The sequence below is a fragment of the Pseudomonas sp. LARHCG127 genome, from assembly GCF_052871455.1.
The window spans coordinates 18,636-31,456 of sequence record NZ_JBIXJT010000022.1 but is presented as its reverse complement, the minus strand read 5'-3'; the positions used below and the strand labels follow the sequence as shown (position 1 = coordinate 31,456).

At 61.9% G+C, this 12,821-nt stretch carries 10 protein-coding genes; 9 read left to right on the top strand and 1 reads right to left on the bottom strand.

Features of this window, described 5'->3' with window-relative positions:
• Nucleotides 1–212 precede the first annotated feature (212 nt).
• Nucleotides 213–2,132: a sigma-54-dependent Fis family transcriptional regulator gene (locus ACIPQ1_RS26565; RefSeq protein ID WP_446535059.1), complete on the bottom strand. Its 1,920-nt coding sequence runs from the start codon at nucleotides 2,130–2,132 to the stop codon at nucleotides 213–215.
• A 544-nt stretch (nucleotides 2,133–2,676) separates the two neighbouring features.
• Between ACIPQ1_RS26565 and exaC the strand changes: the two genes are divergently transcribed.
• The 9 genes from exaC to ACIPQ1_RS26520 all read left to right on the top strand — a co-directional run bounded on the left by exaC (nucleotide 2,677) and on the right by ACIPQ1_RS26520 (nucleotide 12,588).
• Nucleotides 2,677–4,197 carry an acetaldehyde dehydrogenase ExaC gene (gene exaC, locus ACIPQ1_RS26560; protein ID WP_186706587.1) on the top strand — a complete coding sequence of 507 codons (1,521 nt, stop codon included), beginning with the start codon at nucleotides 2,677–2,679 and terminating at the stop codon, nucleotides 4,195–4,197.
• Nucleotides 4,198–4,462: 265 nt separating this feature from the next.
• The gene (eat, locus tag ACIPQ1_RS26555) at nucleotides 4,463–5,911 is read left to right on the top strand and encodes an ethanolamine permease (RefSeq protein ID WP_053125697.1); all 1,449 of its coding nucleotides are present in this window, start codon (nucleotides 4,463–4,465) and stop codon (nucleotides 5,909–5,911) included.
• Between the two features lie 57 nt (nucleotides 5,912–5,968).
• Nucleotides 5,969–7,363: an ethanolamine ammonia-lyase subunit EutB gene (locus tag ACIPQ1_RS26550; protein ID WP_446535058.1), complete on the top strand. Its 1,395-nt coding sequence runs from the start codon at nucleotides 5,969–5,971 to the stop codon at nucleotides 7,361–7,363.
• A gap of 10 nt (nucleotides 7,364–7,373) precedes the next feature.
• The gene (gene eutC / locus ACIPQ1_RS26545) at nucleotides 7,374–8,198 is read left to right on the top strand and encodes an ethanolamine ammonia-lyase subunit EutC (RefSeq protein WP_446535057.1); all 825 of its coding nucleotides are present in this window, start codon (nucleotides 7,374–7,376) and stop codon (nucleotides 8,196–8,198) included.
• Between the two features lie 107 nt (nucleotides 8,199–8,305).
• Entirely contained in the window at nucleotides 8,306–8,770 is a 465-nt protein-coding gene (locus tag ACIPQ1_RS26540) for a GNAT family N-acetyltransferase (protein WP_186706590.1), read from the top strand.
• A gap of 634 nt (nucleotides 8,771–9,404) precedes the next feature.
• Nucleotides 9,405–10,061 carry a DedA family protein gene (locus ACIPQ1_RS26535; RefSeq protein WP_186730282.1) on the top strand — a complete coding sequence of 219 codons (657 nt, stop codon included), beginning with the start codon at nucleotides 9,405–9,407 and terminating at the stop codon, nucleotides 10,059–10,061.
• 5 nt (nucleotides 10,062–10,066) lie between these two features.
• Nucleotides 10,067–10,879 (top strand): M90 family metallopeptidase, encoded by an 813-nt coding sequence (locus ACIPQ1_RS26530; RefSeq protein ID WP_446535056.1) that lies wholly within the window; start codon nucleotides 10,067–10,069, stop codon nucleotides 10,877–10,879.
• Nucleotides 10,880–11,132: 253 nt separating this feature from the next.
• The gene (gene ppa / locus ACIPQ1_RS26525) at nucleotides 11,133–11,660 is read left to right on the top strand and encodes an inorganic diphosphatase (RefSeq protein ID WP_186613746.1); all 528 of its coding nucleotides are present in this window, start codon (nucleotides 11,133–11,135) and stop codon (nucleotides 11,658–11,660) included.
• A 196-nt stretch (nucleotides 11,661–11,856) separates the two neighbouring features.
• On the top strand, nucleotides 11,857–12,588 hold the full coding sequence (locus ACIPQ1_RS26520; RefSeq protein WP_446535055.1) for a LexA family transcriptional regulator: 732 nt from the start codon (nucleotides 11,857–11,859) through the stop codon (nucleotides 12,586–12,588).
• Nucleotides 12,589–12,821 lie beyond the last annotated feature (233 nt).

Here is a 12,821-nt window from a genome sequence, read left to right as displayed (position 1 = left end):
GGCGAGGGAGCTTGCTCCCGCTCGACTGCGCAGCAGTCGCCTTCGGTTTCAGGGTGGGAAAAAAGCTTGGGGCTGCTGCGCAGCCCAGCGGGAGCAAGCTCCCTCGCCACAAAAGCAGTCAGTTGCCAAGCAGTCAGTTGCCAAGCAGTCAGCAGTCAGCAGTCAGCAGTCAACAGTCAGCAGTCAGCAGTCAGCAGTCAGCAGTCAGCAGTTCAATTGTCAGTGGCACAGCGGGCAATCGCGTGTTTGCGCAGCTTGCGGTAAAGGGTATTGCGGCTGATGCCCAATTGTTCGGCGGTGTGGGTCATGTGCCAGCGCTGGCGTTCCAGCGCATCGAGCAATGCCACGCGCTCGGCATCTGCCAGCGGGTGTTCAGTCGGGGCTTCAACCGGCGTAACCGGACGCTGGCGGATCATCGCTGGCAAATCCTCCAACCCAATCCGCCCGCCATCGCACAACGCTGCAAGGGTGCGCAGCACATTGCGCAGTTGCCGCACGTTGCCCGGCCAGTCGAAGCCCAGCAATGCCTGGCGCGCCGGTTCGTCGATGAACACCGTCTCGGCGCCGCTCTCTTCAGCCAACAGGAAATCCAGCAACTGCGACTTGTCACTGCGTTCGCGCAACGCCGGGAGGGGGATTTCCAAGCCATTGAGGCGGTAATACAAATCTTCGCGAAAACTGCCATCGCGAACGCGGTCGAGCAGTTGCCGGTGAGTGGCGCTGATGATGCGCACGTTCACCGGCTCGGGCTCGCCGCCGATGGGCACCACCTGGCGATCTTCCAACACCCGCAGCAAGCGCGTCTGCAAGGCCAGGGGCATGTCGCCGATTTCATCGAGGAACAGCGTACCGCCGTCGGCCTGTTGCAGCTTGCCGCGCATGCCCTCCTTGCGTGCGCCGGTAAAACTGCCGCCGCGATAACCGAACAGCTCGCTCTCGATCAGGCTTTCCGGGATGGCCGCGCAGTTGAGGGCGACGAAGTTTTTCCCGGCGCGCTGGCTGGCGTGGTGCACGGCCTTGGCGAACGCCTCCTTGCCGGAGCCGGTTTCACCCTGGATCAGCAGCGGCACATCGCGCTCGTAGACCCGCAGCGCCTTGCGAAAATGCTCCTGCAACGCCGCGTCGCCCAGGCAGATGCCCGGCAGCCGCGCGGGCTCGATGGCCTTGAGCAACGGCGCGACCGGCACCGGCACGCTGCGGGGCTGGCCACGCAACACGGCGAACAAATGCCGGCCGTCACGGGTGCGCAACGGCCAACTGGCGCTGGCCTGGGCGCTGGCCCGGCCCAGCAACTCGTCCAGTGAACAGTCGAAGAAGTCCTCGACCCGCTGACCGAGCAAGCCTCCGCGAATATGTCCCAAGAGATTGAGCGCGCTCTGATTGACCGCGCAGATCCGCCCGTCGCCGTCGAAGGCCATCAAGCCTTCGCTGAACAGTCCTACGGACTCGGCCTGCAAGTGGAAGCGCAGCAGCCATTGATTGTCGAAGCAACGCAGGAAGTAGCAGCTCTCGATCATCTTCGCCGAGAGATTGACCAGGGCCATGGTGTGGAACTGGCTCTGGCGCGACACGTCCGGCCGGGCCGAGGACACGTCGAGCACCGCCAGCAATTCGCCGTGGGGATCGAACACCGGGCTGGCCGAGCAGGTCAGGCCGGTGTGGCGGCCACGAAAGTGTTCTTCCTGGTGAATGGTCAGGGCCTGGCGCTCCACCAGGCAGGTGCCGATGCCGTTGGTGCCTTCGCAGGCTTCGCTCCAGTCGGCGCCGAGCCAGAGGCCGGCCCGTTCGAAAATCTTCCGTTCGCTGGGGGCGGTGACGCAGTTGAGGATTACGCCGCGGGCGTCGGTCAGCAGCACCGCGTGGCCGGCGCCGGAGAGTTGCTGGTGCAGGCTGGTCATTTCATTGCCGGCGATGTGCAGCACTTGCTGCAAGCGCTCGCGGCTCTCTAGCACCCGGCCATGCTCGAGTACCGTCGGCGCCAGGTTCTGGGTCGGGTCGAGGTGATAGTCCTCGAGGCAGCGCAGCCAGGAACGGGCGATCGACGGATCGCTGCCAGGGCCCTGCAAATGGGCCTTGCCCTGGGTGACCGTCAGGACTTGCTGGGCATGGCGACTCAAATGGTTGCTGTGCATTTTTTTATTGTTCTCCCCGAAGGATCTGCCTCACTGGAGCAACTGGTGAATATCCAACTGTGAACACCCAACCTTGTGGCGAGGGAGCTCGCTCCCGCTGGGCTGCGCAGCAGCCCCAAAACCTGAGTTTGCGGTGTATCAGGCTGACCGAATTGGCTTTGGGGGACCGCTTCGCGGTCCAGCGGGAGCAAGCTCCCTCGCCACAAAAGCGGTCTTGTCACCCAAACAGTCCTGCAAGAAAAGCAGTCTTGCCACAAAAGCGCTCCGTCCATGGCCTCGCCGTCGGAGCCAGCATCCTCCAGCCCAACCGCCTTTGCAATGCTGGCGCGACCTGCCAGTCACAGACTGTCTCGCATCTGGCACAAACTGTCACACCCGCTGTATCGCAAGCGTCACACAACCCCTCCGTTTGTCCGGCCAACTCCTCCTAAAGTCTTGATTTCCGGGCCCTGCAAGGCAATGGCCCAACCTTTGCTCTAGGCTTAAGTACCAGCGCGAATTTGCGCGGCTCCCTAATAAGCACAAAAGCCAAGGAGAACTCATCATGCGTTACGCTCACCCCGGTACTGAAGGCGCTATCGTTTCGTTCAAGGCTAAATACGGTAACTACATCGGCGGCGAGTTCGTCGCGCCTGTCAAAGGTCAGTACTTCACCAACACATCCCCGGTCAATGGCCAGCCCATTGCCGAATTCCCGCGCTCCACGGCCGAAGACATCGACAAAGCCCTGGACGCCGCCCACGCCGCCGCCGATGCCTGGGGCGCCACCTCGGTCCAGGCCCGTTCGCTGATCCTGCTGAAAATCGCCGACCGCATCGAAGCCAACCTTGAAGTGCTGGCGATCACCGAATCCTGGGACAACGGCAAGGCCGTGCGCGAAACCCTCAACGCCGACATCCCCCTGGCCGCCGACCACTTCCGCTACTTCGCCGGTTGCCTGCGGGCCCAGGAAGGCAGCGCCGCCGAGATCGACGGCAACACCGTGGCCTATCACATCCACGAACCGCTGGGCGTGGTTGGTCAGATCATCCCGTGGAACTTCCCGCTGCTGATGGCCGCCTGGAAACTCGCCCCGGCCCTGGCCGCCGGTAACTGCGTGGTCCTCAAGCCCGCCGAGCAAACCCCACTGGGCATCTGCGTGCTCATGGAGCTGATCGGCGACCTGCTGCCACCCGGCGTGCTGAACGTGGTGCAAGGTTTCGGCAAAGAAGCCGGCGAAGCCCTCGCCACCAGCAAGCGCATCGCCAAGATTGCCTTCACCGGATCGACCCCGGTGGGCTCGCACATCATGAAATGCGCCGCCGAGAACATCATCCCGTCCACCGTGGAGCTGGGCGGCAAGTCGCCGAACATCTTCTTCGAAGACATCATGCAGGCCGAGCCAAGCTTCATCGAGAAAGCCGCCGAAGGCCTGGTGCTGGCGTTCTTTAACCAGGGCGAAGTCTGCACCTGCCCATCCCGCGCCCTGGTGCAGGAGTCGATCTACGACGAATTCATGCAAGTAGTGATGAAGAAAGTCCTGCAGATCAAACGCGGCGACCCGCTGGACACCGACACCATGGTCGGCGCCCAGGCGTCCGAGCAGCAATTCGACAAGATTCTTTCCTACCTGGAAATCGCCAAGGGCGAAGGCGCCGAGCTGTTGACCGGCGGCAAGGTGGAAAAACTCGAGGGCAACCTGGCGACCGGGTATTACATCCAGCCGACCCTGCTCAAGGGCACCAACAAGATGCGCGTGTTCCAAGAAGAAATCTTCGGCCCAGTGGTGAGCATCACCACCTTCAAGGACGAAGCCGAAGCCCTGGCGATCGCCAACGACACCGAGTTCGGCCTCGGCGCCGGCCTCTGGACCCGCGACATCAACCGCGCCTACCGCATGGGCCGGGCGATCAAGGCCGGTCGCGTCTGGACCAACTGCTACCACCTGTACCCGGCGCATGCCGCGTTCGGGGGCTACAAGAAGTCCGGCGTGGGTCGTGAGACGCACAAGATGATGCTCGATCATTACCAGCAGACCAAGAATTTGCTGGTGAGCTACGACATCAATCCGTTGGGGTTCTTCTAAGCCCTTGGGGCCAGGCAGGTCATTCTGCCTGGCCCTTTAGATCGCTATCGCGAGCAAGCTCGCTCCCACAGGGATTTGTGGATAACTCTCCTTCAGGGTTGAAGTAGATCCACTGTGGGAGCGAGCTTGCTCGCGAAGGCGGTCGTACCTTCAACATCTAAGTGACTGACACACTGCTTTCGCGAGCAAGCCCGCTCCCACAGGGGTAATGCGCCACTCTGGCGATCAGGTTGGATAAAACAACAATAAAAACAGGTAAACCCTTATGCCAAGCGATCATGCAAACCCGCAACCGGCAACGTCCTCGGTCGACTTCGAAAAAGTCGGCTCCGAATATTTCCAACAACGCGAACTGAAAAAAGGCGCGGCGGGCTGGGTCCTGCTGGTGGGCCTGGGCGTGGCCTATGTCATTTCCGGTGACTACGCCGGCTGGAACTTCGGCCTGGCCCAGGGCGGCTGGGGCGGGATGTTCCTTGCCACGCTGCTGATGGCCGCGATGTACCTGTGCATGTGCTTTTCCCTCGCCGAGCTGTCCTCGATGATCCCCACCGCCGGCGGCGGCTACGGTTTTGCCCGCAGCGCCTTCGGGCCCTGGGGCGGGTTTCTCACGGGCACGGCAATTTTGATCGAATACGCCATCGCCCCGGCGGCGATTGCCGTGTTCATCGGCGCCTATTGCCAGTCGCTGTTCGGCATTGGCGGCTGGATGATCTACTTGGCGTTCTACATCATCTTCATCGCCATCCACATATTTGGCGTTGGCGAAGCGCTCAAGCTGATGTTCATCATCACCGCCGTCGCCGCCCTAGCGCTGGGGGTTTTCCTGGTGGCGATGGTGCCGCACTTCAACGTCGCCAACCTGTTGGACATCCCGGTCAAGGAAGCGGTGGGCGCCAGTCCGTTCCTGCCCTTCGGCTACGTCGGCGTCTGGGCGGCGATCCCTTATGCCATCTGGTTTTTCCTCGCCGTGGAAGGCGTGCCCCTAGCCGCTGAAGAAACCAAGAACCCCAAGCGCGACCTGCCACGCGGCTTGATCGGCGCCATGCTGGTGCTGGTGGCCTTCGCCCTGCTGATCCTGGTGATTGGCCCGGGCGGCGCCGGCTCCAACGCGCTGATGACCTCGGGCAACCCGCTGGTGGAAGCCTTGGCCAAGGCCTACGGCGGTTCGACCTGGATGGGCAGCTTCGTCAACCTCGTCGGCCTGGCCGGTTTGATCGCCAGTTTCTTCTCGATCATCTATGCCTACTCGCGACAGATCTTCGCCTTGTCCCGCGCCGGCTACCTGCCACGCAAACTCTCGGAAACCAATAAAAGCAAGGCACCGGTCCTGGCACTGGTGATTCCCGGCATCATCGGTTTCGGCCTGTCCTTGACCGGCCAGGGCGACTTGCTGATTCTGGTGGCGGTGTTCGGCGCGACCATTTCCTACGTGCTGATGATGGCCGCGCACATCACCCTGCGCATCCGTCGCCCCAAAATGGACCGGCCATACCGCACACCGGGCGGCATCTTCACTTCGGGCGTGGCCCTGGTGTTGGCGTGCATCGCCGTGGTGGCGGGCTTCCTGGTCGATCCTCGAGTGGTGATCGGCGCCGCGATCATCTATGGAGTGCTAATTGCTTACTTTGCTTTCTACAGTCGGCATCACTTGGTCGCAGGCACGCCCGAAGAGGAGTTCGCGGCCATTCAAAAAGCCGAAGAAGCCTTGCACTAAGCCGTAACGTGCCGAAAACCACGGCGCCGCCCAGCGGCGCCGTCACGGAGAACCTGTATGGCCAGCTTTGCACACACGGTCGGCGCCCAGACCTACCGCTTCGACAGCCTCAAAGACCTGATGGCCAAGGCCAGCCCGGCCCGTTCCGGGGACTTCCTGGCCGAGATCGCCGCCCTCAACGATGGCGAGCGCGTGGCCGCGCAAATGGCGTTGGCCGACCTGCCCCTCAGCCATTTCCTGCAAGAAATGCTGATTCCTTACGAGGTCGACGAAGTCACCCGGCTGATCGTCGACACCCACGACAAACAAGCCTTCGCCACCGTCAGCCACCTCACCGTTGGCGGTTTCCGCGACTGGCTGCTCAGCGACGCCGCCGATGAACAGAGCCTGCGGGCACTCGCCCCGGGCCTGACACCGGAAATGGTCGCCGCCGTGTCGAAGATCATGCGCGTGCAGGACCTGGTATTAGTGGCGCAGAAAATCCGCGTGGTGACCAAGTTCCGCGGCACCCTCGGCCTGCGCGGGCGCCTGTCCACCCGCCTGCAACCCAACCACCCCACCGACGAACCGGCCGGGATCGCCGCGAGCATCCTCGACGGCCTGCTCTACGGCAACGGCGACGCCATGATCGGCATCAACCCGGCCACCGACAGCACGGCCTCGATCTGCGCCATGCTGGAAATGCTCGATGCCATCATCCAGCGCTACGACATCCCCACCCAGGGCTGCGTGCTGACCCACGTCACCACGTCCATCGAAGCGGCCAACCGCGGCGTGCCCTTGGACCTGGTGTTCCAGTCTATCGCCGGCACCGAAGCGGCCAACGCCAGTTTCGGCATCAGCCTGAACATCTTGAAGGAAGGCTACGACGCCGGGCTCAGCCTGAATCGCGGCACGTTGGGCAACAACCTGATGTATTTCGAAACCGGCCAGGGCAGCGCGCTGTCGGCCAACGCCCACCACGGTGTCGATCAACAGACCTGCGAGACCCGGGCCTACGCGGTGGCGCGACATTTCAACCCGTTCCTGGTGAACACGGTTGTAGGCTTCATCGGCCCGGAATACCTCTACAACGGCAAACAAATCATCCGCGCCGGCCTCGAAGACCACTTCTGCGGCAAGTTGCTGGGCGTGCCAATGGGCTGCGACATCTGCTACACCAACCACGCCGAAGCCGACCAGGACGACATGGACACCCTGCTGACCCTGCTGGGCGTGGCCGGGATCAACTTCATCATGGGCATCCCCGGCTCCGACGACATCATGCTCAACTACCAGACCACCTCGTTCCACGACGCCCTCTACGCCCGCCAGACCCTCGGCCTCAAGCCGGCGCCGGAATTCGAACTGTGGCTCGCGAACATGGGCATCTTCACCCAGGCCGATGGCCGGGTGCGGTTCGGCGACAACCTGCCACCGGCGTTTCGTCATGCCTTAGCGCACTTGGGATAAGAGACCTGCCATGGATAAATCACCTGTCGATCCACAAAACCCCTGGCTGAACCTGCGCAACCTGACCCCGGCGCGCATCGCCCTAGGCCGCACCGGCACCAGCCTGCCGACCTCGGCGCAACTGGATTTCCAGTTCGCCCATGCCCAGGCTCGCGATGCCGTACACCTGGCGTTCGACCACCCGGGCATCCGCGCACAACTGGATGAACGCGGCCGTGAGAGCCTGTTGCTCCATAGCGCGGCCAGCGACCGCAACAGTTATCTACAACGTCCGGACCTGGGCCGACGGCTCGATGAGGCATCCGCGCAAATCCTGGACGCGTACGCGGCGGCCCATCCGGGCGGCGTGGACCTGGTCATCGTCGTGGCTGACGGCCTGTCGGCGCTGGCCGTGCATCGGCATACCTTGCCGTTCCTCGCGCGACTGGAAGAGCAGATCACCGCTGAAGGCTGGTCGGTGTCGCCCATCGTTTTGGTGGAACAAGGCCGCGTCGCCGTGGCCGATGAAGTCGCCGAACGGCTCGGTGCCAAGATGTCGGTGATCCTGATCGGCGAACGCCCCGGCCTCAGCTCCCCCGACAGCCTGGGGCTGTATTTCACCTACGCCCCCAAGGTCGGCCTGAACGATGCCTATCGCAACTGCATCTCCAACGTTCGCCTCGAAGGCCTGAGCTACGGCATGGCGGCTCATCGCCTGATCTACCTGATGCGCGAGGCCTGCCGCCGGCAGCTCTCGGGGGTCAATCTGAAGGACGAAGCCCAGGTAAACACTCTAGAGGCGGAAAACGCTGCCGATATGAAAGGTAATTTCCTACTGGCGCCGCCCCGCAACTGATCCGTTTATCCGATTGCGTTTTTGATCCGCTTTCAGGCAGCATCAAAAGCACGGCAGCGCGACAGTGTTGTCTGAATATCTGTCGACCCTTGCAGACGAGACCTACCATGCGGATTATCCAAGCAACCCTGGAACACCTGGACCTGCTGACCCCATTGTTCGTCAAATACCGGGAATTCTACGGCTCACTGCCCTACCCGGATTCGTCCCGAGCCTTCCTCGAAAAGCGCCTGCGCCGCAAAGAGTCGGTGATCTACCTGGCCCTGCCCGATGACGACGACAACCGACTGCTGGGCTTCTGCCAGCTCTACCCAAGCTACTCATCGCTGTCGCTCAAGCGCGTGTGGATCCTCAACGACATCTACGTCGCCGAAGACGCCCGCCGCCAACTGGTCGCCGACAACCTGATCCGCACCGCAAAAAAAATGGCCAAGGAAACCAACGCCGTGCGCATGCGCGTCTCCACCAGCAGCAACAACGAAGTGGCGCAGAAGACCTACGAGTCGATCGGCTTCAAGGAAGACACCGAGTTCAAGAACTACGTGCTGCCGATCAGCGAAGATTTGACCTGATGACCGCGGACTGATCGTCCCCACGCTCCGCGTGGGAGCGATCAAACCTCTGTGGCCGAGTGAAACCCTTGTGGCGAGGGAGCTTGCTCCCGCTGGGCTGCGCAGCAGCCCCAATCCCTGACCATGTGGTACATCAGGATGACCGCGATGGCTGCTGTTGGGACCGCTTCGCGCTCCAGCGGGAGCAAGCTCCCTCGCCACACAAGACAGCCTGCGCCAGCACCCATTACAGACCCAACAACCAAAGCCCCCCCTTAGCACCACCGTCCTTGGGACGGAATGAAACTTCGTGGCCGAGTAACCCCCTTGTGGCGAGGGAGCTTGCTCCCGCTGGGCTGCGCAGCAGCCCCAATCCCTGAGCACGCGGTACATCAGGATGACCGCGGTGGCAGCTGTTAGGACCGCTTCGCGCTCCAGCGGGAGCAAGCTCCCTCGCCACAAAAGCGGTCCGAGCCACGCCTCATCCAGGCAATCCCTCAGAAATCCCCAGCTACAAACTCCCCCCGCACTCCCCCCGCCCCACCGTATAATGCCGCTCTTCCCAGCTTGTAAGAAAAAGCTACACACCCTGTAGCCATACTCAAAGCCAGACCCACCCGCCTGCCGAGTCGGGCCGCCACCACAGGTGCCATACATGGATTTCAACCCCCTCGACCTCATCCTGCATCTCGACGTCTACCTCGACATGCTGGTGACCAACTACGGGACGTGGGTCTACGCCATCCTGTTCCTGGTGATCTTCTGTGAAACCGGCCTGGTGGTCATGCCATTCCTGCCCGGCGATTCCCTGCTGTTCATCGCCGGCGCCGTCGCCGCCGGTGGCGCCATGGACCCCGTCCTGCTGGGCGGCCTGCTGATGCTCGCGGCCATCCTCGGCGACAGCACCAACTACCTCATCGGTCGCACCGCCGGCGAAAAACTCTTCAGCAACCCCAACTCGAAAATCTTCCGCCGCGACTACCTGCAGCAAACCCACGACTTCTACGCCAAACACGGCGGTAAAACCGTGACCCTGGCGCGCTTCTTGCCGATCATCCGCACCTTCGCCCCCTTCGTCGCCGGCGTCGGCAAGATGAACTACCTGCGCTTCTTCGGCTTCAGCGTCCTCGGCACCGTCCTCTGGGTCGGCGGCCTGGTGACCCTCGGCTACTTCTTCGGCAACGTGCCCTTCATCAAGCAAAACCTGTCGCTGCTGGTGGTGGGCATCATCCTGCTGTCGCTGCTGCCGATGATCATCAGCCTGGTGCGCAGCAAACTGAGCCAGCGCGCCTCGAAAGCCCAACCGCGCTGATCGCCATGTGGTCCCTGAGCAACTGGCGCCGCCGACGCACCCTCGCCAAACACCCCATGGCCGAGGACACCTGGCAGCGGGTGCGCCAACAATTGAGCTTCCTCGACGGCATCAGCCCCGCCGAGGACCAATGGCTGCGGGAAGCCTGCGTGCTGTTCCTGCATGACAAACACCTCACCGCCCTGCCCGGCGTCGAACTGCACCAGGAACAACGCCTGCTGCTCGCCGCCCAGGCCCAATTACCGCTGATGCACCTCGGCGAGCTGAACTGGTACCAGGGCTTCCACGAAATCGTCCTCTACCCCGACGACTTCCTCAGCCCCCAGCGGTACCGCGACGCCAGCGGCATCGAACACGAGTGGGACGGCGAACACAGCGGCGAAGCCTGGCCCCAAGGCCCGATCATCCTGGCCTGGGACGGCGTCATGGCCAGCGGCGGCTGGGACGGCTACAACCTGGTGATCCACGAACTGGCGCACAAACTCGACATGCTCAACGGCGACGCCAACGGCCTGCCACCGCTGCACGCCGACATGCGCGTCAGCGACTGGGCCGAGGCCATGCAGCAAGCCTTCGACGACCTCGACCGCCAACTCGACCAGAACCCCGACGCACAAACCGCCATCGATCCCTACGCCGCGGAAAACCCCGCCGAGTTCTTCGCCGTCACCAGCGAATACTTCTTCAGCGCCCCAGACCTGCTACACCAGGCCTATCCACGGGTGTATGAACAGCTCAAGGGGTTCTACCGCCAGGATCCATTGGCCCGGCTGCGGCAACTTCAGGCCGAAGATCCGGTCTATCAGGCGTCATACTAAGGTCTAGGGTTTGTACGAAAAGTCGCCGAGCGGCGATCAGGCAAGGCGAAAACAGGCGAGGAAGCGGAGTTGACTGGTTGTCAATGAGCATTCCGAGCCTGTTTTCAACGCAGCATGATCGTCGCGCAGGCACTTTTCGTACAAAGCCTAAGACCCTGGTAGCGTGGCAACAGCGGCGGAATATGCCTATAATCGCCGCCACTTTTTGGTCAATCCGACCAGTCATTTGGTCAACTAACGGGGGCACCGCCCAATGAGCTACAGCAAGATTCCGGCTGGCAAAGACCTGCCGAACGACATCTACGTCGCAATCGAAATCCCGGCCAACCACGCCCCGATCAAATACGAAATCGACAAAGACAGCGACTGCCTGTTCGTTGACCGTTTCATGGCCACCCCGATGTTCTACCCGGCCAACTACGGTTACATCCCCAACACCCTGGCCGACGACGGCGACCCCCTCGACGTGCTGGTCGTGACCCCCTACCCAGTGGCCCCAGGCTCGGTCATCCGCGCCCGTCCAGTCGGCATCCTGAACATGACCGACGACGGCGGCGGCGATGCCAAAGTCATCGCAGTGCCACACGACAAACTGTCGCAACTGTACGTCGACGTGAAGGAATACACCGACCTGCCACCGCTGCTGATCCAGCAGATCGAACACTTCTTCGCGAACTACAAAGACCTCGAAAAAGGCAAGTGGGTCAAGATCGAAGGCTGGGCCGGCGCAGACGCCGCCCGCGAAGCGATCACCCAGTCGGTTGCCGCCTACAAAGGCTAAGCCGTACTTGAATAAAGAACCCCGGTTTGCACCGGGGTTTTTTTATGCCTTAATGGACCTTAATACAGCTTCGTATTAACATCGTTTAAACCCGTTTAGCCCGCGCCTTTCAAATCCTGCAAACGGAAAGATCATCTTATATATTTGAACAACCTGTTTATTGCCGAAAACACCGTCGCCCCTAAACTTCCCGTTTATGAAAATACAGTCCAGTGGCGACCGCTTCCGAGCCCTTCTAAAAGAAGCGAACATCCGTTCCGCCGACTTTGCGAAGTTATATGGCGTGAAATCCCAACACGTGAACAACTGGTTCAACCGTGGCATCCCGCCCGGGCGCATCCACAGCATCGCCAGCCTGCTGACCGTCAGCCCGCAATGGCTCGCCCACGGCGAAGGCCCGCAAACCCCATTGGGCCTCGGCCCCGGCACCACCTATGAAGCCGCCGAAAACGACGGCGTCTATAGCGTGGCAGAACCCACGGACATCGAACTGCCTTTTTACAAGGAAGTCCCCATCGCCCCCGGCGAAACCAAAACCCACATCGTCGAAATCCCCGACCAATCCATCCGCCTGCCCCGCAGCCACCTCGAATCCCTGGAAATCGACCCCAACGACGCCATCTGCATCACCATGGTCGGCGACAGCATGGCCGAACGCATCGAAGACGGCTCCACCCTCGCCATCGACCGCGGCCTGACCCAAATCGTCGACGGCCAAATCTACGCCCTCGAACATGACGGCATGCTCCGCATCAAATACCTCCACAGAATCCCCGGTAATCGACTGCGGCTGCGGAGCCATAACAGTGCTGCGTATCCCGACGAAGTCTTCAGCGCAGAACAGATCGACAAGCAACACATCCACGTGATCGGCTGGGTGTTCTGGTGGTCCACCCTCAACAAACAGAGACCGCCGGTGTTCGACTAACCCAAATCCACCGCAGCTCCCCGTGGCGAGGGAGCTTGCTCCCGCTGGGCCCTGTAGGAGCTGGCGAAGCCTGCGATCTTTTGCTCTTTCACCCCTAACCCAATGATTCCACACCACTTACCACTGGGATTCCAAAGCAAACCCGCGTATCCTCCGCCCCACATTTGCGAGCCCACGCCTCGCACCGACAAGGCAGATCACTTTCTGACCAAGTCCCACAGCCGGCCGCAAGA